The 26,621-nt window shown below is 57.9% G+C and carries 18 protein-coding genes; 8 read left to right on the forward strand and 10 right to left on the reverse strand.

Annotation, left to right across the window (positions count from 1 at the left end):
- Window positions 1-43 precede the first annotated feature (43 nt).
- Entirely contained in the window at window positions 44-859 is an 816-nt protein-coding gene (locus HUU60_08230) for a hypothetical protein (protein NUL82690.1), read from the forward strand.
- On the opposite strand, the gene HUU60_08235 is transcribed toward HUU60_08230, so the two are convergent.
- Genes HUU60_08235 through HUU60_08275 form a run of 9 tightly spaced genes read right to left on the reverse strand, consistent with a single transcriptional unit; the run spans window position 853 to window position 10,067 of the window.
- On the reverse strand, window positions 853-2,232 hold the full coding sequence (locus HUU60_08235) for an NAD(P)(+) transhydrogenase (Re/Si-specific) subunit beta (GenBank protein NUL82691.1): 1,380 nt from the start codon (window positions 2,230-2,232) through the stop codon (window positions 853-855). The two genes, HUU60_08230 and HUU60_08235, sit on opposite strands and share 7 nt — an antisense overlap.
- A gap of 1 nt (window position 2,233) precedes the next feature.
- Window positions 2,234-2,518, reverse strand: a complete 285-nt coding sequence (locus HUU60_08240) for an NAD(P) transhydrogenase subunit alpha (protein NUL82692.1) — start codon at window positions 2,516-2,518, stop codon at window positions 2,234-2,236.
- Window positions 2,515-3,651: a Re/Si-specific NAD(P)(+) transhydrogenase subunit alpha gene (locus HUU60_08245; protein ID NUL82693.1), complete on the reverse strand. Its 1,137-nt coding sequence runs from the start codon at window positions 3,649-3,651 to the stop codon at window positions 2,515-2,517. The genes HUU60_08240 and HUU60_08245 overlap by 4 nt, the downstream gene beginning before the upstream one ends.
- 3 nt (window positions 3,652-3,654) lie before the next feature.
- Window positions 3,655-3,975: a hypothetical protein gene (locus HUU60_08250; protein NUL82694.1), complete on the reverse strand. Its 321-nt coding sequence runs from the start codon at window positions 3,973-3,975 to the stop codon at window positions 3,655-3,657.
- 3 nt (window positions 3,976-3,978) lie between these two features.
- Entirely contained in the window at window positions 3,979-4,641 is a 663-nt protein-coding gene (locus HUU60_08255; GenBank protein ID NUL82695.1) for a DUF1080 domain-containing protein, read from the reverse strand.
- 16 nt (window positions 4,642-4,657) lie between these two features.
- Window positions 4,658-5,905 carry a Gfo/Idh/MocA family oxidoreductase gene (locus tag HUU60_08260; GenBank protein ID NUL82696.1) on the reverse strand — a complete coding sequence of 416 codons (1,248 nt, stop codon included), beginning with the start codon at window positions 5,903-5,905 and terminating at the stop codon, window positions 4,658-4,660.
- A gap of 16 nt (window positions 5,906-5,921) precedes the next feature.
- Window positions 5,922-7,130 (reverse strand): Gfo/Idh/MocA family oxidoreductase, encoded by a 1,209-nt coding sequence (locus HUU60_08265; GenBank protein NUL82697.1) that lies wholly within the window; start codon window positions 7,128-7,130, stop codon window positions 5,922-5,924.
- 57 nt (window positions 7,131-7,187) lie between these two features.
- Window positions 7,188-8,843, reverse strand: coding sequence for a GAF domain-containing protein (locus HUU60_08270; GenBank protein NUL82698.1), 1,656 nt, complete (start codon window positions 8,841-8,843; stop codon window positions 7,188-7,190).
- Window positions 8,844-10,067, reverse strand: coding sequence for a hypothetical protein (locus HUU60_08275; protein NUL82699.1), 1,224 nt, complete (start codon window positions 10,065-10,067; stop codon window positions 8,844-8,846).
- A 104-nt stretch (window positions 10,068-10,171) separates the two neighbouring features.
- On the opposite strand from HUU60_08275, the gene HUU60_08280 reads away from it, so the two are divergent.
- The 7 genes from HUU60_08280 to HUU60_08310 all read left to right on the forward strand — a co-directional run bounded on the left by HUU60_08280 (window position 10,172) and on the right by HUU60_08310 (window position 26,080).
- Window positions 10,172-16,468, forward strand: a complete 6,297-nt coding sequence (locus HUU60_08280) for an Ig-like domain repeat protein (GenBank protein NUL82700.1) — start codon at window positions 10,172-10,174, stop codon at window positions 16,466-16,468.
- A 61-nt stretch (window positions 16,469-16,529) separates the two neighbouring features.
- Complete coding sequence (locus HUU60_08285) at window positions 16,530-17,375, forward strand: methyltransferase domain-containing protein (protein NUL82701.1); 846 nt, start codon at window positions 16,530-16,532, stop codon at window positions 17,373-17,375.
- 13 nt (window positions 17,376-17,388) lie between these two features.
- On the forward strand, window positions 17,389-19,068 hold the full coding sequence (locus HUU60_08290; GenBank protein NUL82702.1) for a PQQ-dependent sugar dehydrogenase: 1,680 nt from the start codon (window positions 17,389-17,391) through the stop codon (window positions 19,066-19,068).
- Window positions 19,069-19,136: 68 nt separating this feature from the next.
- Window positions 19,137-20,834: a PQQ-dependent sugar dehydrogenase gene (locus tag HUU60_08295; GenBank protein NUL82703.1), complete on the forward strand. Its 1,698-nt coding sequence runs from the start codon at window positions 19,137-19,139 to the stop codon at window positions 20,832-20,834.
- Window positions 20,835-20,846: 12 nt separating this feature from the next.
- Window positions 20,847-22,526: a PQQ-dependent sugar dehydrogenase gene (locus HUU60_08300; GenBank protein ID NUL82704.1), complete on the forward strand. Its 1,680-nt coding sequence runs from the start codon at window positions 20,847-20,849 to the stop codon at window positions 22,524-22,526.
- Window positions 22,527-22,600: 74 nt separating this feature from the next.
- Window positions 22,601-24,277, forward strand: coding sequence for a PQQ-dependent sugar dehydrogenase (locus HUU60_08305; GenBank protein ID NUL82705.1), 1,677 nt, complete (start codon window positions 22,601-22,603; stop codon window positions 24,275-24,277).
- Between the two features lie 195 nt (window positions 24,278-24,472).
- Window positions 24,473-26,080: a PQQ-dependent sugar dehydrogenase gene (locus HUU60_08310; GenBank protein NUL82706.1), complete on the forward strand. Its 1,608-nt coding sequence runs from the start codon at window positions 24,473-24,475 to the stop codon at window positions 26,078-26,080.
- Here HUU60_08310 and HUU60_08315 read toward each other — a convergent pair.
- Entirely contained in the window at window positions 26,077-26,562 is a 486-nt protein-coding gene (locus HUU60_08315) for a metallophosphoesterase (GenBank protein NUL82707.1), read from the reverse strand. The genes HUU60_08310 and HUU60_08315 overlap by 4 nt on opposite strands.
- Between the last annotated feature and the right edge of the window lie 59 nt (window positions 26,563-26,621).

Below are 26,621 nucleotides of genomic sequence, written 5' to 3' on the forward strand. Positions count from 1 at the left end.
TTGCCGCCGCGCGTCAGAATCTTAAGCACAGGGAGGCAAATCAATGAGGCTAATCGCGCTCACAACGTTGCTCGCCGTCATGGCGGGCATTGCGACCATGCAAAATGAACGGCTGACGATCAGAGGCCAGTTGACCGACGGCGGGCGACCCGCGAACGGGACGTTCGACTTTCGACTGCGACTTTTTGCATTGAAGACCGGCGGCGAGATGCTGGCCGAGAGTTTCAAGCCGGGCATGCGGGTTGCCAACGGGCAATATTCGTTCGACTGGCCGGAAGAGTTTAGTCGATATAGACCTCGCGGCCAATGGATCGAGGTGGCGGTGCGGCCCAGCGGCAGCAATCAGGCCTATACAGCCTTGCCCGACCGGATCAAGCCGACGATCTTGGCAAATAGCGACGGGTTCACGACTAGGCACGAGGTTGTCGATAAAGACGGCAACATCCAAATCGTGGAGACGACCACTTCGAAAACCGGTAGCGGACAAACCAGCGGGTCGATCTCTGTTTCTGGACGCGCCAGCGGAGGCGTTCAGACAAGCGGATCGGCCTCCAGCCAGGCGGGCGGCGCAGTGGCAGTCGGTGGGATGATTAGCTCGGGCATGACCGTGGAGGCGGGCGAAGATGCGCTGGTCGGCGGTACCGCGCGCATCCAGTTCGACAGTCGCAAGCCTCAGTATGTCGATCCGAACAAGACCTACCACGTGTTTCTACAATCTCAAGACCCGGACTGCAACGGCTTGGCCGTTACTGAAACGGGCACGAGCGGATTTACCGTCGTTGAGTTAGGCAAAGGCAAGTCGAACGGCAAGTTCAGCTACCTAATCGTCGGCTGGCCGAAGTCGAATCACATTCAATAGTCGTCGATGGCCGAGGCCAGCGCCGTAATGCTGGCCTTGGCATCCCCAAACAGCATGATCGTGTTGGGCGCGTAGTAGAGTTCGTTATCGACGCCCGCATAGCCCGTGCCCATGCCGCGCTTGCAGATCACGCACGCTCGCGCTTTGTCGGCATCCAAGATTGGCATCCCGTAGAGCGGGCTGCTCTGGTCGTGCCGCGCGGCCGGGTTGACCACGTCGTTGGCGCCGATCACCAGCGCGACATCGGTTTCGGGAAACTCGGGGTTGATCTCTTCCAAGTCGGCCAATTGCTCGTATGGGGTTCCTGCTTCGGCCAACAGTACGTTCATATGTCCTGGCATTCGCCCGGCAACGGGATGAATGGCGTACTTGACAACCACGCCCCGCTTTGCCAGTTTGTTGGCCAGCTCTTTTACAGCATGTTGCGCTTGCGCCGTCGCCATGCCGTAGCCTGGGATGACGATCACTTTGTTGGCGTTCGCAAGCATCAAGGCCACGTCTTCGGCGCCGTAACTGCGCACGGCTCGCTCGACCGCCTTGGCTTGCTCGGCAGCGGGGCCAGCACCCAAAGCGCCAAAAAAGACGTTCTCCAGAGAGCGATTCATTGCGGCGCACATCTGAAGGGTTAGGATCAGTCCGCTCGCGCCAACCAGCGCGCCGCCGATGAGCAAGGCGTTGTTCTCTAACATGAAGCCCGCCAGGCCTGCTGCCAAACCGGTGAAGGAATTGAGCAAGGAGATGACGACCGGCATGTCTGCGCCGCCCACCGGCAGCACAAACGTAACGCCCATCGCCAGCGCGGCTCCTGTTAGCCAAAGAAAGAGTGGAAGATTGCCTATACCGACCGCGATCTGGACGGCGATAGCCCCGGTGGCCATCAACAACCCAAGATTGATCAGTTTTTGGCCCGGCAGGAAGATGGGGCGACCGGTCATCAGCTCTTGAAGTTTGGCAAACGCGACCAAATTGCCCGAGAACGAGACCCCGCCAATGATGGCGCTGAGGACGCCCGTAACGGTGTGCAGGGCGCTGGCTTCGACCGCAGACGCAAACTCCATAATGGCCACCAAGGCCACCGCGCCGCCGCCCACGCCGTTAAACAAGGCGACCATTTGCGGCATAGCGGTCATTTGCACGCGCCTGGCCGAGATCCAACCGACCGCGGCGCCTGCTCCCAGAGCCGCTCCGATCCAGGCATAGGTTTCGATTCTCGGATGGAATATCGTGGCCACGACCGCCGCCGTCATGCCAAAGGCCGCCACTTGGTTGCCCAGTCGCGCCCGTTTAGGCGCGTTAAGAAACTTGATGCCGAGGATGAAGCAAACGGCCGATAGGAGATAGGTCAAATCGATCCAGATCGGGACTTGCGGCATCCTATTTACCCGGCCCCTTTTTGAACATTTCGAGCATCCGGTCGGTAACTGCAAAGCCGCCGACCACGTTCAATGCGCCGAAGAAGACCGCAACCGCGCCGACCGCGATCCAGACAGGCTCTTTCGCCTCTCCCAGCACGATCATTGCACCGACCAAAATCACGCCATGAATGGCGTTCGTGGCCGACATCAACGGCGTGTGCAGGGTGGGCGGCACTTTGGAGATCAACTCCAGTCCTACAGCCACCGCCAAAATGAAAATAGCAAGGATCGCGATCAGGCTCACGCTCTGCCTCCTCTTTCTAACGCGATGCGTGTGGCCTCGTGCACGGGCTTGCCCTGGCGGATGGCCATCGAATCGCGCACGATCGGGTCCTCTAAATCAAGCTCGGAAGCGTCCAATTTGAACACGTGCAGTACAAAACTGACCACGTTTCGCGAGTACATTTGAGTCGAATGGTGTGCCAGTTCGCTCGGGAGGTTGGTCGGCCCCAGGATGCTGACGCCCTCCGCAACGATGCTCTCTCCCGGCCTTGTCAACTCGCAATTGCCTCCGTTCACCGCCGCTACGTCGACGATCAGGCTGCCCTTTGGCATCAGCTTCACCATCTCGGCCGTTATCAGCACCGGCGCGGGCCTGTCCGGCACCAGCGCCGTCGTAATGAGGGCGTCGGTCTTGGGCAGTCGTTGCGCGATCGCCTCCAACTCGCGACGATGCGTGTCCGTAGAGACCTCCTTTGCGTAGCCGCCTGCGTCTTCGGACTCTTCGGGCGACAAACCCAAATCGACAAACCTGGCGCCCAAACTCTCGACCTGTTCCTTCACTATCGGACGAACGTCGAACGCCTCGACAACCGCGCCCAATCTGCGGCAGGTCGCGATGGCTTGGAGCCCGGCCACTCCCGCGCCTATCACGAACACCCTTGCCGGGGCGATGCTGCCCGCCGCCGTCATCAGCATCGGAAAGAACTTGGGCAGGTGGTTGGCCGCCAACAGCGCCGCGCGATAGCCCGCCGCACTGCTCATCGAACTGAGCGCGTCCATGCTCTGCGCGCGAGAGATGCGCGGCACCAAAGACATCGAGAAGACCGTGGCGCCCGCATCGGCCAGCGCCTTGATCGAACTGAGGTTGGACAAAGGCAGTTGAAACGAAACCGTCGAGGCTCTCGGTTTGAGCAGCTGCGCTTCTTCCGGCGTCGGCTCGTTGACTTTGAGCGCCAAGTCGGCAATGGGCCAGATCGAATCGGCCAGATTGGCGCCGGCCCCGATGTATAGTTCATCTTCAAATCCGGCTTCTTCGCCCAATCCAGGCTCTATGACGACTTCGAAGCCCTTGCCGACGAGCGAGCGAACCCCTTCTGGCGTTAGCGCGGCTCGCCGCTCGCCAGGACGGTTCTCCTTCGCTGCGCCGACGATCACTCTTTAAGGCGCCTTCCAGGTCGGCTTGTCGTACGGATCGACGAACACGATATGCGGCTCGCCTTTCTCGTTCAGCGTCCACCAGGCGCGGGCTTTCTTTTCCTTATCAAAGAAAAAGAGGATGGGATCGCCAAACGAGTTGCTCAACTCGGCGCGAACAGCGCCATCCTTGTCTTCCAAGACAAACTTGTTGGCGCTGACGATCTTCTCGCGCTTGCCTTGCGCGTCCACCGCCGAGGGCGCCAAACGAACGGCTGCAAAACCGCCCAAGAATGCAAAGAGCGAGGTCAGCGCCGCCAACGTTACAAACTGTATCCGGCTCATAGCTTAGTTCCTGATGGGTCGAATCTCGATGTTGCGGAAGTGGATCTCGGCGCCTTCGGACTGGAGCGCAATTTTGCCCGGGATGACTTCGGCGCCCTTGCCTTCGTTCACCAGTTCGCCGTTCACCTTCAGCGTTACCTTGTCGCCGTCTACGATGATTTCGTAGTGGTTCCACTCGCCCGCCGCCTTTTCGTTGGTCTTCATGCGGACTCGATTGTTGGGCGCGCCTTTGTTGATGCGGCCTTCGTCGGTCTCCAGTTTCGCCCCGTCAATGAGCCAGAAATCGCCCGCGTGCTTGCTATAGAGCTGAGCCTCGATGCTTTTCGGCCAGATCTTGTGCGGTTCTTGAACCCTCAGCAACACGCCGCTATTGCCTTCGTGCTTGGTAACCGGGCTCCAGCGCCACTCCAGAGTCAAGATAAAACTCGTGTAGTTTTGGTTGGTGTAGATGTAGCCTGCCGGCGTACCCTTGCAGACAATGATGCCCTGCTGTGGATCGACCGACCAGACATCTTCCATCTTCAAGTTCTTGTCTGACAGGAGGAAGTTCCATCCGGCCATGTCCTTTCCGTTGAACAGTTTCGTCTTGGGGCCAACGCGCGGGTCTGTTTGCGCCATAGAGCCAACGGCCAACAGTGCCACGACTGCCCATATCGCCTTTTTCATCGCCTTTCCCTCCGGGTTAGGTCAATTGAGTTACGCCAGGTATCGCAACGGCCTCGACAGGCATCGGGCCAAACGCTAAACCGTTCTTGGTGAGATCGAGCTTCGAGTTAAGCGCCTGTTCCCAAGCGATCTCTTTGCCGGTATAGGCCGCCATTCTTCCCATGATCGCGGTCAGAGTGCTTTCGGCCACCGTTCGACCTTCGTTGAGCGGACTGCCCGAACGGATGCTGGCGACCAAGTCCTTGTGCTCTTGAACGTAAGGGTTGGGGTTGTCGCCCTGGAACCGCCACGAGTTTTCGCCGCGAATCGAGCCGCCCGGATCGCAAACGCCCTTGTCGCCGATCAGAAACTCGCTGACGCGGCTGGCACAGTTATCGATCTGCCGGCACGTGCTCAACATCCTCATGCCATCGGCATATTCGTACTCTATGGTGAAGTGATCGTAGATATGGCCGTACTTTTCGTCCGTTCTGGCCTGTCGGCCTCCCGAGCCGATGCACTTGACCGGGTGGCCGTTCATCGCCCAGTTGATCACGTCGATGTTGTGGATGTGCTGCTCGACGATATGGTCTCCCGAAAGCCAAGCGAAGTAGAGCCAGTTTCGGATTTGATACTCCGTGTCGCTCCATTCGGGCTTGCGGCCATGATGCCAAAGTCCGCCCTGGTTCCAATAGCATTGAGCGGATGCGATCTTTCCGATTGCGCCGTCGTGCACGCGCTTCATCGTCTCAAGGTAGGAGCGTTGGTGCCGTCGCTGAGTGCCGGCCACCACGCCCAACTTCTTCTGAGCGGCCATCTCTGACGCCGCCAAAACCATCCGCACGCCGGTTGGACAGACCGCTACAGGCTTCTCCATGAACACGTGCTTTCCGGCCTCGACCGCAGCCTTAAAATGCTCCGGTCGGAATCCAGGAGGAGCGGCCAAGATCACAATGTCTACGCCCGAGTTGATCACCTGTTTATAGGCATCGAACCCGACGAACTGACGGCTGGCAGGCACATTGACCCGTGCGCCCAAGTCGGCCAGATTGCCCAGCGCGCCGCGCATTCGGTCGGCAAACAGGTCGCCGACCGACCAGATGATCGTGCCCGAATCGGCCTCGATAATGTCTCTCGCGGCGCCGGTTCCGCGCCCGCCCGATCCAATCAAGCCTACTTTGAGCTGCGAGGTCGGCTGGGCATGAACCCCCAAAGGAATAACCGACAAGGCGGCAACGGTCGCAGCGCCCCGGACAAACTCTCGACGACTGATCTCTCTGTTCATCTTCTCACCTCTCCGCCTATACCAGCGCCGTCTTGCCAGGGATGGCTATCGGCTCGGAATCGATCGGACCAAATGCGTTTACGTCTCTCATCAGGTTCAGTTGGGAGTTCATCGCCTGCTCCCAAGTTACTTCTTGGCCGGTATAGGCCGACATTCGGCCCATGATGCCGGTCAGCGTGCTCTCGGCCACTTGGACGCCCTCGTTCAGGGGTTTGCCCGCTCGAAGGCTTGCGATAAAGTCGGCATGTTCTTGGACGTACATGTTGTGCGGGCCTTGGAACCGCCAGTTTGTTTCGCCTCGTATCCATCCCCACGGACAGGACGTGCCCTTTGTACCGACCACATGGTCGGTAACGCGGGATTGGGTATTGTCCATCTGTCGGCACATGCTGACCCACTTCACATTGTTTGGATAGTCGTACAGAGTTGTAAAGTGGTCGTAGATATGACCGTACTTGGGATCGACGCGCTTTTGCCGACCGCCCATAGCCAGGGCTTTTTCGGGATGGCCGTTCATCACCCAGCACATCACGTCGATGTTGTGCACGTGCTGTTCGATGATGTGGTCGCCCGCCAGCCAATTGAAGTAGAGCCAGTTTCGAATCTGGAACTCGGCGTCCGTCCAGTCGGGCTTGCGGCCATGGTGCCAAAGCTCCCCTGTCAGGTAGTAGATCTGTCCCGCCAGAATGTCGCCGATCGCGCCGTCGTGAATCCGCTTGATCGTTTCGACAAACCTAGGATCGTGGCGATATTGAGTGCCCGCCAAGACGCCTAAGCCCTTGGCCGAGGCCATCTTCGAGGTCTCGATAAAGTGGCGGATGCCAGTGGGACAGACGGCTACCGGCTTTTCGACAAAGATGTGCTTGCCGGCCTCGATCGCTGCTCTTGCTTGGATCGGTCGGAACCCGGGCGGGGTGGCGAACAAGACATAGTGCACGTCGGACGCGATGACCTTTTTGTAGGCGTCAAAGCCGACAAAGCATCGGTCGTCGGTAACGTTGAATCGCGCTCCTAGTCCCTTCAGATTCTCTCGGCTGGAATCGAGCCGATCTTTGAACAGATCGCCCATCGCATAGATTTCGACGCCCTCTGCCGCTTCGACCGCGTTGGACGCTGCGCCTGTGCCCCTTCCGCCGCAGCCCACCAGCCCGACGCGAATCACATCGGAGCCAAAAACGTGCGCATTAGAGGGCAAGGCCATGTTGCTTTTCGTTTCATTGCTCATCGGATCAGTCTCCTGTGCCGCCTTATTTCTACGTCGGGCGCCGCAATCCCTGCATGGTTAGGCAGATTTTGGAAAATCAAGAGAGGCTCGAGTCTTTCCGTTCTCTGCAGTCAGCAAGAATCGCCCGCCCAGGGTGCCTCGGGCAAGGTTGTCCACTATTCGCAGTCCCAGCGTTTTTAACTCCGTCGGATCGACCTGCCCCACTTCTCGACCATCATTGACCACGTCGATCACGATGCGGCCTCCGCTGTTTTTGATCGCCACTTCGATCGATCCTGTCGATGCATCGCCAAACCCATGCTCCATAGCGTTCTGGATCAACTCGTTCAGTATCAGGGCCACTGCAGTGGCCTGTTGAGTGGGCAACAGCGCATCGTCGCCCACAACGCTCGTTTTAAACTGGCTGCCTTCGGACGCAAGCGCCTGATGAACGTTGTAGAGGATGCTCGATGCGACCTTGCGCGCGCTGACGGTATCCAGGTCCTCTCTCGACAAGAGTTCGTGCACCGACGCGATGGCCAAGATGCGGCGCAGGCAATCGTTGATCACCTCTTCGGCGTTCTTAGCGGACATTGAACCTAATTGCAGGCGCAAAAGGCTCGCGATCTGCTGAAGGTTGTTCTTGACGCGATGATGCATCTCTTGCAGGATCGCGCTCCGCATCATCAGTTTGGCGTGCTCGATGGCCAATGCTGCCTGATTGGCGACGGCCTCCAAAGTCGCAATTTCGTCCTCGCCAAAGACGTGAGGGCGCTCGGTATAACAGCTCAGCACCCCGACCGCCGACTCTCTGCCTCGGATCGGAACGCAGGCTACGGAGACCAATCCCTCGCGCCTTGCGATCTCCGGAAAACGGTACTCAGGGTGCTCGCGCACGTCCAGCACGGTTATTGCCCGGTTCTCGGCGACCGCTTGCCCAGCGATGCTCTCGCCCAGTTTGCCCGGCGGCTTGGCGCGATATTCAGGGCTGACCGCCTGAGTCGCCTTTAGGATCAGTTCGCGGCTCTCCTCATCGACGATCCGAACGTTGACGACCTTGTAACCCATCGTCTGGGCGGTCATGTTGACCAAAAGCTGCAGAATCTCTTCCAGATAGACCTGAGAAGTGATGCTGCGGCTCACTTCAGACAGGGTTACGATCTGCATGGCCTGTTGTCGCAATCGGCGCATTTGCCGCAAGTGGTCGATCGCTCCGGCTAGATGGTTTGCAATGCCGGACAGCAACCGCACATGATTCATGCTGTATTCGTGAGGCTCTCGCGTGCGGACGTTGATGACGCCGATGGCCTCGCCTTTGGCTTCCAACGGCACCGAGAGCATGCTGCGATAGTTCTGTTCTTGCAGATAGGGGTTCTCTTTGAACCTCGGATCGGTGTTGGCTTGATCGGGCACGGCAACGTGCTGCCGTTTCTCCGCCACCCAGCCGGTAATGCCCTCGCCCACCTTGAGGCGCACATTGTCGACGAACACTTGATCGTCCCCGGTCGCCGCCCGCAGCACGAGTTCGTCCTTGGTTTCGTTGAATAGAAAGACGTGGCAAACCTCGGTATCGGTGATGCGCATAGCGATCTCTGCGATGGATTGCAGTATCTGAGGCGTGGCGAGCGCCGAACCGGTCGCCTCCGAAATGCGCCTCAAAGCCTCGATCTCGGCCTCCTGATCGGCGATCTGAGCCTTAAGCTGCGCTATAGTGGCTTCTTGGCTTTCGGCCATTTAGGACTCCGGGTTGGCCTGGCGCAGAAGTTGATCCGATGGAAACTCATAGTCGCCGTCGGCGCTGCGCAATAGCGTTTCCTGCTCGTGCTCCGGGTCGGTCGCGCGCAGAAGCACCCGCTCGTCGGATCGGCCCGAAAGCCTCAATTGAAGCGCCGCCGCCGCCTGAGCGGCCAACTCTTTCATCCCTTCGGGGCGGCGCTTGTCCTTGGCAAACCGCTTGAGGGCTGCCAACGACTGCTCGTCGCCGATGAATGCCAGCGCATTGATCAGCGCGCGACGAAAGCCGTCGTTCTCGACATCCAATAGTTTCGATAGCGCTTTTGACTGTTCCGCGGTCAAGGCCGCGTCCTCGGGGCGCTTGACTCTAGTCAACAGCGGCTCCAACGACGCAATAGCCATCTCGCGCAAGGCGGTTTGCTCGGTACAAAGCGCCAAAGGACCGATGGCCAGAGTCGTATCGAGCGAAAGCAGCGCCGAGGTGAACTTGGTGCGAGTGTTGGGCCATTGGCGAACGCTGGAGTGCCCCCAAGATTTGATAAGATTTCGCGCGATCCAAGCGATCAGCAGGCAGAAGGCCGCGTTTCTAAAAATGATGGCGGCGGGATCGTCGACGCTGTTGCCCGCCGCATTTTGGGGGGACCACTGAATGCCGCTGAACAGCAGATAAATCCCGCCGATCGACAACAAGATAGGCCACATCGACCGCCTCCAGGGCTGTTCGGCCGCCTTTTCCCAATCGATCAGCGTCGAACCGATAGCGTTTGCCGCGCGGGTTTCTTTCAATGCCGCCAGTTGTGCGGCGGCACTGGCCGCGAGCGCCGCGCTCGGCCCTTCCAGGTGCTCGTATAGTATCGGCCTTGCGCGATAATCGTTCATCGCGGCCAAAAGTTCAGCGCCCTCCGCTAAGGCGAACAATCGCGGGCTGTGAGGCGGCTCGGCGCGACCGACCTTAAGCGAGGCCATTTTCTGCACTATCATGTCGCAAATCGCTTCCTGATTCGTCTCGACTTCGGCAAAACGCTGCAATGAGCGCAACGCGGCTTGGCGAACTTTCGCCCGGCTATGGTCTAGCCAATCGACCAGCCAGGGCAGACAGACGCGACCGACCGCGATCGCGTGATCGCTCGCATCCTCGGCGTTCCTCGAATCGAGAAACGCCTTGCGCAACATCCTGCGCTCGGAAGGATGCTTGAGCTTCCATTCCCACTTCTGCAAGTCCAAATCCTGTTCCCCCCTAAAATAATTATAGCCCTCTCGGGAAGGAATCTGTCTGACTAAAGGCGTATTTACATTCAGTACTACTGTTTTGGGGAGGTCTTTGGACCATGCTCTATCGCTCAGCCGTGTTTGTTGCCCTGCTCGTTTTCGTCGTCGCTTCGTTCTCGCAACGCACCTACCATCAGTTCAGCTACGAGCTGAAGGCCACCAACCAAAGCTTATGGGCGCCCGGCACCGGCCGTATCGACTACACCAAGTTTCTTGGCACCTCGTTTAGCAGTTCCGACAGCTACAACGGCTACTTCAACTTCTTTGGCGAGACGGGCGTCGCCGGCAACGCATCGATCACAGGACAGACCGGGCTTCGCTTCTCTGCTTTTGCCGACGGCGGATCGGTCGATATCGCTTACCCCGTCAAGATAGAAATCGGCATTCCCGAAAGAGACTTCCTAGTGCCGGGCGGTCCGGTCGTCATCACCACAAGCTACGTTCGGAGCGGTACCGCGTCCATGGTTACGCGCTCTCCCGATGCGAACGTCATTGCCGAGGGCTTCTTCAAAGCTCAGCCCAGCGTAACCATGACTGGAAAACTGAGCGGCGAGACCCTCTTTAGCGGTCAAGCGCTCTCCAACTCGGTTCGAAACATCGACCTAAACGTTCAACTCTTTAATCTTCGCAATTACGTCTTCCCCGGTTCCAGCGACGTCAGCATCGACATCTTCCCGACCTATCCGAACTTGCTTCGCGCCGACCTCCACTGGCCGGTGATCAACATCACACAGTCGCTAACCGACTCCAACGGTCTAATTCGGGACCTGAGGGGCAAGGCTCGCGACCGTATTTTCACGCTGACGGGCAATATCACCGCTGCAGTGATCTACCTTCTCCAAACAGCGGTCGGTTCTCCGCCGTTCAACTTCCTGGATCAGTCGGTCAGTTTTCCGCCAAAATCCCCCGCGTACACCTTTGCAGCAGGCTACAGTTTGTTGCGCGCGGAGGCTCGCGGCGTGGTAGGTTTTCAGAAGGACGTGGAGTTTTTGCCCAGGCCCAGGATTCGATTGGAGCTGGCGAGCGGCACATTTTTGGCGGAGGGGCCCATAGGTCAAAATCTCACGTTCACGATGCCGACTTCCGGCGCTGCGGACATCCGAGCGATTATCTACTTCGACAACGACTTTAAGACGACCATGTCTCTCACTCTGGGTGGGGGCCTCTACTTTATCCCCATGGAGTTCTACGCCGGCGGATCGATCGGTCCCTTTTCATTGGGCGGCTTCAACCTACAGCCGCTCGACCCCTATGCGTTAGAGTCGTCCATACCGTTCAAACTTTTTGACAGGCAGTTCATGCTGGCAGGCTTCAACACTCCCCAGACGACGGCGATGCCCGTCCGTGCGAACACCAGCCCAGACCCGGCCGTATTCTATAGCGTCAACTTTCCAGGCGATACCTTTGCTCGATTCGGCGACAACAGCGCGACGATCCGGCTGGAAGGCCGTCCATTGGGCTACCTCGGCTCCAACTCGGTCATCTATGTCAACAACACCGCCATAGCCACAACGTTCAATTCAACGAACAATTACGTAGAGTGCACGCTCACGAGACCGACCCACAATGCGATTCTGAACACGCTGAACCTCAGCGGCTTCGACGTGCAGGTCAAGAGGCCCGGTTTCCCTGATTCGAACATACTCAAGTTCGAAGTGGGTTATAAGCTTCCGATCATCGATCAACTGAAAAACGGCGGAATCGAGTTCACGACGTACGACATCGGCTCAACGAACGTCGATCTGCAGCTAGAGGTCAGTAGCCCTGGAAACACTTACTCAGATGGCTTATCAGTCGTCTATTGGAACGAGCAGCCAATACCGACGACCTATCCCCAGCCCTTTACCGGCTCGGTTTTGCACGCAACGGTGCCTAAGGAGATTCTGAACATTGGCGGCCAAATATGGGTTACTGTGCGCACGCCTCTGCCGGGCGGCGGAGTATCGAACCCCAAGCAAGTATTTGTCCGCTATCCCAGCCCGCAATGGCACGAAAGCGCCAGCAACCGCCTCAATCCGACATCCGGGCGCAGCGTTGGGGACGACGGCCTTACGATTACGGTCCAAGGCAACGGATTCGTCAACGGCCATACGCCGGAAACGCGGACAACGGTGATGTTCAAAAAGCCCGGCGCCGGATCGTTCGTGGCGCTGGAAACCGTCTTTGAACATGCGGGCAAGCTCCATGCCGTAATTCCTGCCAGTCAATTGGACGTCATCGGCGACGCGGAAGTCGTTATCCGTGGGCCAAACCTGCTTGGCGATGGGTTCATATTCACTTCTGGCCAGACCTTCCGAGTTCTCAAAGGCATACCGTTCCTCAACCGTTGCGATCCGTCGATCGTGCCTCGCGGCACGTCTGGCCCGCTGACTGTTAGAGTGTATGGAAAGGGATTCCGCAACGACACGACCCTCTTCTTCAACAACTTCTCGCACGCCTACCAGTTTATTTCGCCTAACGAAATTCGGTTTACCGCCAACACCTCCCACATGACTAACGGCGCGGTGCTGCCCGTTGTCATCCAAGTCTTGCAACCGACAGGCGCGGTCGAATGGTCGAACGAAGAGTGGTTCACCGTGCGCAACCCTAAGCCAACTATATCAACCCTGACCCCGAACACTCGGCAAGCCTACAGTAGCGCATTCACCCTGATCGTAACGGGAAGCGGCTTCGAAAGCAGCGCCCGAGTCTATTGGAACGGCCAGCCGCGCAACACGACCTTTGTCAACAGTACAAGAGTCGACGCCAGCATCCCGGCAGCCGATCTCAACTACCCCGGAATGGCCAATGTTCAAGTTCAGAACTACCCGAGCGAGTATTCGAACGGGTTGCCGTTTACCATCTCCGAAGCGACGACGATCTACGTCTCGCCGACGGGAAACGATGCCTTTTCCGGCAATACTTGGCAGAACGCAAAGCGCACCGTCCAAGCCGGGATTAACACAGCCGTTGCCGGGCAGCAAGTCTGGGTGCGGCACGGCACCTACAACGAGCGCATCACGCTCAAATCGGGCGTTCGAGTCTTCGGCGGCTTCGCGGGCAACGAGACGAGCCTGTGGCAGCGCAATCTCGTCTCCAACGTCTCGATTCTGGACGGACAAGCGGGCGGATCGGTCGTTACCTCGCCGTCCGGAGCAACGCCCGAAACGATGATCGACGGCTTTACGATTCGCAACGGATTGGCGGCTAACGGCTCGGGCATCAACATCACTATCGGATCGCCCGTCATCTCGAACAACGTCATCCGCAACAATGGCACGACCGGGGCGACGATCGGCGCCGCCATCTACGTCAACACCGGCAACCCCAAGGTGCTGAACAACATCATCCATGCCAACACCAGCACGCACTCTGTGATCTATAACGTCAGTTCGGGCGCGCAGTACATCAATAACACCATACACGGCAACACGAGCACGAATGCCCCGACGGGAGCCGCGATCTTCGCATCCGACAACACCAATATCTTGCTTGCCAACAACATCTTCACCAACCACTCGGGCGGGCCGAACATCGATCGCAAAAATGTTGGTACGGCCGCGTTCGTCTTGCGCAACAATCTGGTGCGAGGCGCCTCGCCCAACTATCGAAACCAAGCCGCCGGAGCCTCTGACTTTGCCGACGACCCGCTGTACGTCAACGTATCTTTGGGCGACTTTAGAATCCAGCCTGGATCGCCCTGTTTCGATCGCGGATTCAGCCCAGACGCGCTGATCATTCCTGTAGACGCCGAGGGCAACGATCGCTTCTTTGGGCTTGCGGTCGATGTCGGCGCGGACGAGATCAACGCCTTCGCCGCGACTCAGCTCAGCGCTGGCAATAATTCCGTGTACATTGGCGGTACGGCGGCGCTGTCCGCGTTTCTATACGGTCCGCTCCAGACTCCAATCGCCAACCAGCCTGTTCACTTCTTTGTGAACGGCCAATCCATCGATTCGGGTACGACCAACGTTATCGGCCAGGCGACAGTTCAATACACCGCCCCCATGAACATGAACGTCGGAAACTACCCGCTCGACATGGAATTTCCGGGATTTAGAGGCTATGCGGGCACGACGCTGGCTCGAACCCTCACCGTTCTGCGCACTCAACCGACCGTTACGCCTCAATCGGTGGCCACCGAATCGGGGCTTCCTGTCCAACTAAGAGCGAGGCTGACGCTGAACACCAACAATGCGCCGATGCCTGGCCATTCGATCTCGTTTAAGATTGCCGATACGATCGTCGGCAGCGGCGTTACCGATGCGGATGGCTGGGCGACGCTCAACTATACAGTTCCCCCGGGCGTGGCTGCAGCCACCTACTCGCTAAAGGCCGAATTCGCGGGCACTGCGAACTTCCATGCGGCAACGAGCCAAACAACCTTCATCGTCAACAACACGCCGCCTATCGCTCGCCTGGCCGGAAAATCTTTTCGGTCGCCGGGGATCAACGACCGGGCAGAAGTTGCTGGTTTCGGGACGGTCGTACCCACGACCGAAATGACCATCGAGTTCTGGCAATTGGCCGACTCCGTGCGCCAGCAAGCGCCAATCACCTTGAACGGCGGATCGAACACCAACCGCATCGTCATCCACTCGCCTTGGAGCGATGGCGTCGTCTATTGGGACTTCGGCAACATCTTCACCGGCGGGCGGCTCGCTTATACCCCGCCCCAAAGCGTCGTCGGCACGTGGCAGCACTTTGCCATGGTCGTCAGCCAAAACGGCAACTTCATGCGCATCTACCGCAACGGGGTTCTTGAGGCCCAGAAGGTCGGTATGACGCCTTTTGCAAACCTCAATATGCCGCTGCTCATCGGCGGTTCGGGATTCTTGGGTGAATTGGACGACGTTCGCGTTTGGAACTATGCGCGCGAACAGTTCGAAATCCAGCGAGGCTACCGACAGCCCTTGAAGGGCACAGAACCTGGCTTGATCGGCTACTGGCGGATGGACGATTCTCTGAACGGCAATACGCTGACCGACTCCAGCGGCAACGGACGCACGGCGATGTTCGTCGGTTCGCCCAGGTTCCAACTCTCCGGTGCGACTATCAATCGCGCGGTCGCCCATGCCAACGCGCCGCGCTCGGTCAAGTTTGCCGGCTTCGATGTGAACGACGACCCCCTGTCCTTTGGCATCGCATCGCCGCCAGGCCTTGGATCAGTCTACGGCGGACCGACCTCGTTTACGTTTACTCCGCCGGACGGCGTATCCGGCACTTCGCCGTTCCAGTTCAAGGCCAACGATGGCATGAACGAAAGCCCCGCGGCAGGCGCCATCTTCGACTTTGACGGCGGCGTGCCTTCCGCAACGTTGGCCGGATTGAGCATCGACCTCGCCGCAGGAGCCTACGCGAACGTCGGCTCTTCCAATGCGCTAAAAATGACGAACGCCTTAACCATAGAGGCTTGGATCAACCCACAGCCTCTATTGAATATCAACGAGTACGGCATTATCGTCAATCGAGAAGGCGAGTACGAGATTGCTCGGTTCTGGGATGGAACGATCCGATATGCTCTGGCCAACTCCAACCCGGGATGGGCATGGATCTCGACCGGTTACTTCGCACCCGCTGGAGAGTGGACGCACATCGCGCTGACGTACGATGTCGCTGCCGGCCAGATACGGTTCTATGCAAACGGCCAACTCGTGCACACGCGCCTGGGTGTTGGCAACATCGGCGACATTGCCCCAGCCCAGAACGACTTCCGCATCGGCTGGCGACAGACTTTGGACGCGCTAGGCCGCTATCGAGGTCAAATCGACGAAGTCAGAATCTGGAATCGCGCTCGAACCGCGCAGGAGATCGCCCGCGACTGGCGAGCCGTACTGCGCGGCAACGAACCAGGTCTTAAGGGGCTTTGGCGGATGGAAGATCGAGGCGATGGGACGCTGATCGATGGTTCGGGAAACAATCCCGAAGCCTTGCTCCTTGGCACATTCGTATGGCGAGTGTCGGGCGCTAACATCGACACGGTCAATTGCTGGGTCGGCCAGTCCGCCAACGTCTTGCTCAAAGGATTCACCGCCATCAGCCCGCCGCTTACATTCGATATTATGCGATTGCCAAGCGGCGGCGCATTGGGCGGCACGCCGCCCAACTTGACCTTTACGCCGTCGGTGCGAGGCACGACCGAACTTTGGTATCGCACTCGCAACGCGCTCAACTTCATCAGCGACATGGCTAAAGTCAGGCTTGTGTCGAGATTCCAGGGCGATGCTAACGGAGACGGCTGCGTGGACGACATCGATCTGGCCATCGTCTTAGGCGAGTTTGGAGGAACGACTCCAAGCGGCGACCTCAATCAGGACGGCATTGTGGACGATACCGACCTGGCCATCGTGCTCGGCCAATTCGGCATGGGATGCTAACGAAGTTTGCCTTCCGTTCGCCGGTAGGGAATAATATCTAACCTGGCGAACGGAGGAACCCATGCCCTGGCCTGTGCCCGCGTCCGAAAAGCGGACGCCCGAACAACTGAGAGAGCATTACGAGGTCGAGAAGGAGCTCGCGGATCGATTGCGCGCAGCGCCCAAGCAGGACCGTGCTCGGCTTTACAGCGAACTGTACGACGAACTGTTTCGCCGACTGCCCCACCATCCGCAGCTCTCTCGAAAGGCCGACAGCGACGAACAGGGCAAGGTCGTAGCGTTTCAAATGCAGCTGCTCCGACACTTTATTACGCCTGAAACCGTTTTCCTAGAGATCGGCGCGGGCGATTGCGCCTTGACGTTCGAGGTCGCCAAGACCGCCAAGAAAGCGATCGCCGTCGAGGTTTCCGCCGAGGTAACGCAGAACAAACAGACGCCGGAGAACTTTGAACTCGCGCTTTCGGACGGCAGCAGCATTCCCGTGCCCAACGGCACGGCCACGCTCGCCTATAGCAATCAGCTGATCGAGCATCTCCATGTAGAAGACGCAAAAGATCATCTGAAGCAGGTGTGCGATGCGCTGGCGCCAGGCGGCCAGTATGTCTGTATCACGCCCAACGGCATCTCGGGCCCATACGACGTCTCCATGTACTTTGACGAGACGCCGACAGGCTTCCACATGAAGGAGTACTCCATGACCGAGTTAGGCCGAATGATGCGGCAAGCCGGTTTTAGCAAGGTGCAGCCCGTCGTCGGCGCTAAAGGTCGGCTGATCCTCGCGCCGCTCTGGGTCTACTCGATTCTCGAAGGCTTCTTGTTGGCGCTGCCGCTCAAACTTCGAAAAAAGGTCTCTCGATGGGAACCAATCCGCAAGCGAATCAGCGTTAAGTTAGTAGCGACTAAGTGAAAGGAGAGACCCTATGAAGAAAGCCCTGCTCGCCGCAACGCTGCTCTTTGCCGTCCCACTATCCCCCGCACAAACCGTGGTCGATCCTAATTTAACGGTCGATGTGGTCATTAGAAACCTCGCGCTCCCTATCGCGATGGAGTTTCTTCGAAACGATTCGGTCAGCGAGTTCTTTGTAACCGAGCGATTTTCAGGCCGCGTAAAACTCGTTCGCAACGGCGCGGTCGCGGGCATTGTGCTGGATTTGGCGGTGAACACCGAGACCGAGCGGGGGCTTCTAGGCATGACCAAGCACCCAGACTTTGAAACGAACGGCTTCATCTACCTCTTTTATTCTCCTTCGACGCACGATGGCGGCCCATGGATGGGCAACCGGGTCTCGCGCTTTCGATGGAACGGCACGGCGCTGGTAGACGAACTGATCATTTTGGACGTGTTGCCCGATCCCAATCAAGCCAACGGTCCGATCCATCATGGCGGCATCTTGCTTTTTGGACCAGACCGCAAACTTTATGGGGTTACGGGCGATCTGAACCGCGGCAAGTTCTCCAATCCTCGAATAGAACAAAACTCCGACCCGAACAACCCGTCCGGCGTCGGAGGCATTTTTCGCTATAACGACGACGGCTCCATCCCGGGCGACAACCCGTTCGTCGATCATTCCTCGCCGCACATACAAAGACTGTTTGCGTACGGAATTCGCAATAGCTTCGGTCTTGCGTTCGATCCGCTCACAGGGCGCCTCTGGCAGACGGAAAACAGCCCCGTCAACTACGACGAAATTAATCTGATCGACAAGGGCTTTAACAGCGGGTGGATTAAAATCATGGGGCCGGACGCGCGCAACGCGGCCTACAGCGAAAACGGACAGCGAAACTGGGACGCGCACGAACTTGTCCACCTTCCGGGAAGCTATTACGGCGACCCGAAGTTCTCTTGGACCAACCCCGTGCCGGCCGTAACTTCCATCGCCTTTGCGCGCAGCGCCCGATACGATCCGGGAGTAATCGACGAAGCCATCGTGGGAGACTGGAACAACAGCGCGCTTTATCTGTTCCCTATGAACGCCCAGCGCAACGGCTTCAATCTGACCGGCCCATTGGCCGATCTGGTGGCCGACGGGGCTGCCGAACGCGACTTGTCGCTTTGGGGCACGGGATGGCGCACTTCGACCGACATGGACATCGGCGCAGACGGTTATATCTACTGCGTCAATTATATCAACGGGCTGGTCGTTCGCATTCGACCGGTCAATTCGCCGACCGTCATCAACGGAGAGGCATCCTTGGCAGACTTTGGCGCCCATCCGCTCAACGTGCCCTTGCGCCTCGACATTTATCAGAACGATGCCTTGGTCGAAACCATCGATACGCAGCTAGACGCCTTCGGAAAGTTCTCGGTGCGGGCTCAAACGACCGGCGCTATCAAGGTCGTTGCCAAACCGTCTCACTGGCTATCGGTAGCGCGCGATTCGCTCGCGCTTTCTAGCGGCGGACACATCTACTTGAAGCTTAACTTTGCCTATAACGGCGATGTCAACGGCGACAATACAATCGACGACACCGACCTGAGCTTAATTCTTACCGCTTTCGGAGTCCAGGACGACGACATCGATCAAAATGGCGACGGTCTCGTTGACGACGTCGACCTGAGCATCGTTTTGACCAACTTCGGCCAGGCTGGCCAGGAGTAAGCCCCGTGTTATACTATAGCGTTGCTCGCGGAATAGATAAGCGGGCGTCTATCGCCGGAGGTTAAAGGATGAGTTATCTGAAACGAGCCTTTGTTGCCGCGTTGTGCGCAGTTACTTTTGCCTGGTCGCAGACCACTACCGACCCCAACTTAACGGTCGATATCGTGATAACCGGTCTCAGCCAGCCGACCTGCCTTCTGTTTCACGTCCGAGGCAATCCCAACGAATTTCTGGTAGGAGAAAAGGCATCCGGCCAAGTCAAGCTCGTTCGAAACGGCAGCGTCGAAGCCATCGCGCTCGATCTGCCCGTAGCCAACAACAGCGAGCGGGGCCTGCTCGGCATTGCCATGGACCCAGCCTTCGATACCAATCGATACGTATACATTTACTACTCGCGCTCTACGTCGGACGGTGGAACCTGGCTCGACAATCGAGTGTCTAGATTCACTTGGAATCCGAGCGCCTCAACGCTGACCGGCGAGACCTTGATTATCAGTTTCCCTAGCGATACGACCCAAAACAACGGTCCCAATCACGACGGCGGTATCATCCAGTTCGGCCCGGATGGCAAACTGTACGGCATCACCGGCGATCTCAATCGAGGATTTTTGACCAACACCCGCATCGAACAGAACACGGCCTCTGCCACCAGCGGACGGTATGCCAACGTGGGCGGGATCTTTCGAATCAATACCAACTCGACGATACCTGCCGACAACCCGTTTTTTGCTCAAACAGCGTCGCAGTTGCGGCGCCTCTGGGCCTACGGTATCCGCAACAGCTTCGGCATGATGTTCGATTCGCTGACTGGCCGGCTCTGGTTTACCGAGAACGGGCCCAATCTGTTCGACGAGATCAATATCGCGCACAAAGGCATGAACAGCGGTTGGCTCAAGATCATGGGCCCGGACAGCCGCAACGCGACCTATACCGAAAACGGAAACGTTGCCTACAACGCCGACCAACTGACCATCCTGCCCAACTCCCAATACTACGATCCTCTCTATTCCTGGCGATCGCCGATCGGGGTAACGTCCATCAACTTTCTGCGCAGCGCGCGATACGAGACCAACATTCGTGACGCTGCCCTGGCAGGGGACGCCAACCTGGGCAACCTTTACAAGTTCGACGTCAACGCGAACCGAGACGATCTGATTCTGACGGGCGGCGTGGCCGATCGAGTGGCCGATAGCTCGACCGAGCGCAACCTGAACCGATGGGGCACGGGCTGGGGCGTCATCACCGACATGGACATCGGCGCAGACGGATACATGTACATGACTTCGCTCTCGAATGGAGCGGTCTATCGGCTTCGACCGATCAATCCGCCAACCGTGTTAAACGGAGAATGCAGGTGGCTCGGCTACCTGGGAGAACGACTCGGCATTCCCGTTACACTAGACCTCTTTAACGGCACAACGCTGGTAGAGACGATCGTTGTCGAGGCGGATGCGTTCGGAAAGTTCTCTACTCGTCCAGCCGCGCCCGGCAACTACACAATCGTCGCTAAGTCTCCACAAGCCCTTTCAAAGCGGTTGACGGGCGTAACGCTGCCCAGCGGCGGCTATGCCTATGTGCTGATCGATTTCGATATCCTGGGAGATGCCAACAACGACAATCTGATCGACGACAGCGACCTTGCCATGCTTCTTGAAGCGTTTGGCACCAATCTGCCAACGACAGACTTCAACGGCGATGGAATCGTAGACGACGTTGACCTGAGCGTATTGCTCATGAATTTCGGTCTATCGGGCGAATCGCCCTAACAGAGGGAAACTATGACTAAACTTCTATCCTTAACACTCGGCGCGCTGATCGCCTTAAGCGCCCATGCGCAAACTTTTACCGAATCGGGCTTTGTGATCGAATCCCACTTCGTGGGAGGCGTTCAAAGACCGATCTGTTTCGAGTTCCTGCACGAAGACCGCATCTCCGACGTTCTAGTGGGAGAGTGGCTGACCGGAAAGGTCAAATGGGTGCAGAACGGCACGGTCGTGGCGACTGTTCTGGACGTAAACGTCTCTAACGTCGCCGAGCGCGGCTTTCTCGGCATGGTCAAATCGCCCGATTTCGACGAGACCGGCCACCTCTACGTCTACTACTCTCATGCGGACGTAGACGGAGGCACATGGACCGACAACCGGGTGGAGCGGTACACCTGGAACGGCGCTCAACTGGTGAATCCAACCCTCATTCTATCGTTCCCCCTCGATCCGAGCCAGATTCTGGCCGACCGGCACAACTCCGGCCCGATGGTCTTTGGACCGGACGGCAAACTGTACGGTATGTGCGGCGATATGCATCGAGGCCGATTCAGTAACCCGCGCATCGAGCAAAATACCAGCACGACCGCCGTGGCCGGCACGGGCGGCATCTTCCGTCTAAACCCGGACGGAAGCATCCCAGCCGATAATCCATGGGTCAGCCATCCCCATCCATCGATCCAGCGCTTGTATGCCTATGGATTGCGCAATACCTTTGGCATCCAGTTCGATCCTTTGACCGGACATCTCTGGATGACCGACAACGGTCCCTCTGTCTACGACGAGGTCAATCTAGTGCGCAAGGGCTACAACGGCGGATGGCTCAAGATCATGGGGCCCGACAGCCGCGACGCCTCCTATGGAGAGAACAATCTGCGCGTTTTCAACGCCTCGGATCTGACCTATCTGCCAGGTGCCTACTACGAAGACCCAAAGTTCAGCTTCCTGATCCCTATCGGCATCACAACCATCTGTTTCGTGCGCTCGGCCCGGTTCGAGCCGAATCTGCGCGATCATACGCTAATTGGCCAAAGCAACGGCAATGGAAGGCAATACAAACTGTTGATGAACGAAGCGAGGGACGGCTTCGTACTGTCCGGCGTCTTGGAAGACACCGTCGCCGACACCAATGCAGAGGGCGACACGATAGCGTTTCTAAACTCAGGCAGCGCGCCGACCGATTGCAAGATCGGACCAGACGGCAACATCTACACGACGGCGCTTTGGATCGAACGCATCTGGAGAATACGGCCGCAAAATCCGCCCACCGTGCTCAACGGTCGGGCCAAACTTTCCAACTGGACCCCCTACCCTCTGGGCGTGCCGCTGACCCTAAAGTTGATGAACGGAAATACGACCGTCGAAACGATCGACACGACGCTCGACGCCTATGGCAAGTTCTCGGTTCGCGTACAGACTCCAGGTTCTTACTCCGTAGTCGCCAAAGCAGGCACGTGGCTATCCAAGAGACAAAACAGCGTCTCGCTCTCCAACGGGGGCTGGGCCTATCTGCGCTTCAACATGGATGTAAACGGAGACGTTAACGGCGACAACATCATTGACGATAGCGATTTGGCCCAACTTCTTACCGACTTCGGTACAGAAGAATCCGCCTCAGACCTCAACGGCGACGGGATCGTGGACGACACAGACTTGGCGTTGTTGCTGGAGAACTTTGGACTTTCGGGCGAATGAGCGGGGATTTCGTGGAACGAAACTTGCTGTATAATCTGTTCAACGAGGGAACGATTGATCTTTAAGGAGAGCCTATGAAAACGACCTGCGCGGCAGTTCTATCGGCTTTGATCTGCCTGACGGCAGTCGCCCAAACACTAGACGACGCCACGATGACGTGGGAGAACGTCGTTACGGGCCTCAGTTTGCCGACCTCCTTCGAGTTCATCGACGAAAGCAACCCTAACGAGTTTTGGGTTACCGAAAAGAACACCGGCAGGGTTCGACACGTTCGCAACGGCGTTATAGGAAACACCGTGCTCGACCTTCCCGTTGCAACCGCCGCAGACCGCGGTCTGCTGAGCTTGGTCAAATCGCCCGACTTTAACCAGACCGGACACGTCTTCGTCTTCTACTCCTTCGCGATCGCCGATGGCGGCGCCTGGATCGAAAACCGCATCGAACGATATACGTGGAACGGGACAGCAATGGTCGACCCGGTTATCATCTGGTCGACTCCGTTCGACCCCAGCCAGCCGAATGGCGATTGGCATCAGGGCGGCGTGCTTTTGTTCGGCCCCGACAGAAAACTGTACTTCCCCACCGGCGACCTGCATCGCGGTCGGCTTGACAACGGTCGAATCGAGCAAAACACGCACGGTTCGGCAGTTGCGGGCGTAGGCGGCATCTTGCGCCTTAACCCGGACGGCACGACGCCGGACGACAACCCGTTCGCCGACCACGCCAACGAAGCGATCCGACGCATGTGGGTCTATGGGCTTAGAAACTGCTTCGGCATGGCGTTTGATTCGCTTACCGGCTTGCTCTGGTTTACTGAAAACGGCCCAGACAAGTACGACGAGATCAATATCGCGCGCAAGGGGCTTAACAGCGGATGGCTCAAAATCGTCGGCCCCGACAGCCGTAACGCGATATACTTTGAAAATAACAACACCGCCTACAACGCTGCCGACCTGACCATGCTGCCCGGAGCGATCTATCGCGATCCAGAGTTCAGCTGGGTTGAGCCGATCGGCCCGATCACTATGCTCTTTCTAAGAAGCCAGCGATTCGACGCCAACTGGCGGGACCATGCGATCTTTGACGACAGCAACCACAGCGAGCTCTATCGGCTCCTGATGAACAATGAGCGCGACGGCTTTGCGCTAACTGGCGGCTTGGCCGACAAGGTGGCCGACCATGGGGGAGAAAGGCTCCTGCTCAAAGTCGGTACGGGTTTCTGGACGTGCACCGATAGCGAGATTGGGGCGGATGGATACGCCTACTTGCTCTCGTTAGCGCACGGTCGCGTTATCCGCCTGCGCCCTGTCAATCCGCCAACGGTTATCAATGGCCGCATCGAATTAACTAACTACGTCGGCTCGATGATCGGCGTACCCTTGACGATCGAACTGCGCCAAGGGCAGACGGTCGTCGAAACGCTCAATACAACCCTCGATGTCTGGGGCAAGTTTTCTGTGCGAGTGGCAGCGCCGGGCAACTACACGGCCTATGTGAAGCCATCCAAATGGCTCGCCAACAAGATTCTCGGCGTTAGCCTCACATCCGGCGGCTATGCTTACCTCAAGTTTGCCAGCGGCTCCAACGGCGACGTCAACGGAGACAACATCGTGGACGATAGCGACCTGGGGGCTGTGTTGGAGGCCTTTGGCACAGACAACGCCGCGGCAGACCTAAACGGCGACGGTATCGTGGACGACACGGACTTGAGCATCGTGCTCGAAGCCTTCGGACTGCAAGGCGAGGACTGATTTCCCGCAACGGCGGGATTGAGTAAAGTCGGACGGCGGGCTCTGCCCCTGGTCCGATGATGTTGAAAAAAGGAGGTCGTGCTGATTATGGGTGCATCAACAGCCCGTGCTTGGATTGCTCTACGCCGAATGTCGGCGCTCGCTTTGCTAACTGGCGCATTGCTCGCAAATTCTCAAACCCTTGTCGATACATCGATGACTTGGGAAAACGTTGTAACCGGCCTATCCAACCCCATCAACTTTGAGTTCGTCAGCGACAAGAACCCGACCGAAATGTGGGTAACGGAAAAGAACACCGGGCGCGTAAAGCACATCTTCAACGGAACCGTCCGGATTGTGCTAGACCTGCAAGTCTCAAACAGCACCGACCGCGGGCTGCTCGGTATCGTCAAGCATCCCGACTTTGAGCAGAATCGTTGGGTCTATCTCTACTATTCGACATCGCCCTCAGGCGAAGGCGCCGATTGGCTCTCTAATCGAGTCGTGCGATTTGAGTGGACCGGAGACGAGTTCATCAACCCCCTGCTCATCTGGGAGACCTTTACCGATCCCAACCAGCCCAACGGCAACTGGCACCAGGGCGGCGTCATGGCGTTCGGCCCCGATCGCAAACTCTATATCGTAACAGGCGACCTCCACCGAGGACGCATCTGGGCCGGTCGAATCGAGCAGAATACTCACGCAACCCTTCCATCGGGCGTTGGCGGCATCCTTAGGCTTAACGACGACGGCACAACCCCAAGCGACAACCCGTTTGTCAGCCACTCAGCGGAGTCTATTCGCCGCATGTGGACATACGGTCTGCGCAACTCCTTTGGCATCGAATTTGATCCGCGCACTGGCATCCTCTGGTACACGGAGAACGGCCCCGACTTTTGGGACGAGATCAATTATGTGGAGCGCGGCGGCATGAACAGCGGCTGGCTCCTGATCATGGGGCCCGATAGCCGCGATGCCCGATACCCCGAGAACAACCAGACCGCATTTAACGCCTCGAACCTGGTCAACTTGCCAAACAGTTACTACCAAGACCCTGTGTTCAGCTGGTATAACACGATCGGCCCCATTGCATGTAAATTCATCACGAGCGCCCGCTTCTCGGGCGATTGGTCGGAAAACCTCTTCATGACCGATACCAACACAGCTGGCCTTTATCTCTTCAAGATGAGGCCAGACCGCAAGGGTTTTCTGCTTGACGGCCCTCTTAGCGACCAAGTTGCCGACAACCTGGCAGAACGCGAGATGAATCGCATAGGATCGACGTTCTGGACGATCACCGACGTCAAGTTTGGAGCGGACGGCTTCATGTACCTGCTAGGACATGCGCACGGTCGAATTCTCCGAATCCGACCCGTCAGTCCGCCGCCCGTTCTGAATGGCAAGGCAGTGCTCGAGAACTATGCCGCTTTGCCTCTCAACATGCCGATCACGATCAGACTTCGAAACGAAACGACCAACGAACTCCACGATCCGATCAACAGCGTCTTGGACTGGAAGGGCAACTTCAGCGTTCGGGCTCCATCAGGCGGTACGTTCTCGGGTTCGATCAAGGTGGGAACTTATCTCAGTCAGAGCATCGAAGAGTTCACTTTGGCGGCCAACGGGTACATCTATCTCGATCCTGCCTTTGGCGCCAACGGCGATGTGAACGGCGACGACATCGTGGACGACGCGGACCTGCTCATAGTGCTTGAATCGTTCGGCACAGATGGTTTGGGCGATGTCAACGGAGACGGCATCGTTGACGATCTCGATCTCGCCATTGTCCTTGAGTCCTTTGGTCTGGCCGGACACCAACCCTAAATCTGAACGATCTCGATCTCTAACTCGGGCAGCCTGACAAGCGCCATCGTCGGGTTGCCCGTTTGCCATCCGCCCAGTTCGCCCGGGTTCAAAATCTGGCAGCCCCCCTCTTGCCGAACATCGACCTTATGGGTGTGGCCATAGACGACCAGGTCGAACAATCCGCTGAGGGCAACCGCCTGCACCGGTTCTGGCTCGTGAAACATCGCTATCCTCACACCCGCGATCTCGCCCTGCCACGGTTGCTGTCGAATCTCGCCGAAAGGGCTCATAAAGCGATGAAGGCCTAACCGCTCGCCGTCGTTATTGCCAAAGATCGCCGTAACCGGCTTGCCCAGCCGCTCCAATCGCTTGGCGGCAAAGGGAGCGATGATGTCTCCCGCATGGAGCAGCCGCTCGACGCCCCGTTCGAGCGCCAGATCGACCGCGCGATCCAAGGTTGTCAGATTGTCGTGGCTGTCCGAGATCACCGCAATCAGCATGGGCGCTCCTTACATGTGGAAACCGCCCCGAGGGGGAATTCGGGGCGGTTTCTCGGGGG

It is taken from the genome of Armatimonadota bacterium (assembly GCA_013359125.1).
In the GTDB taxonomy this organism is placed as follows: domain Bacteria; phylum Armatimonadota; class Fimbriimonadia; order Fimbriimonadales; family GBS-DC; genus JABWCR01.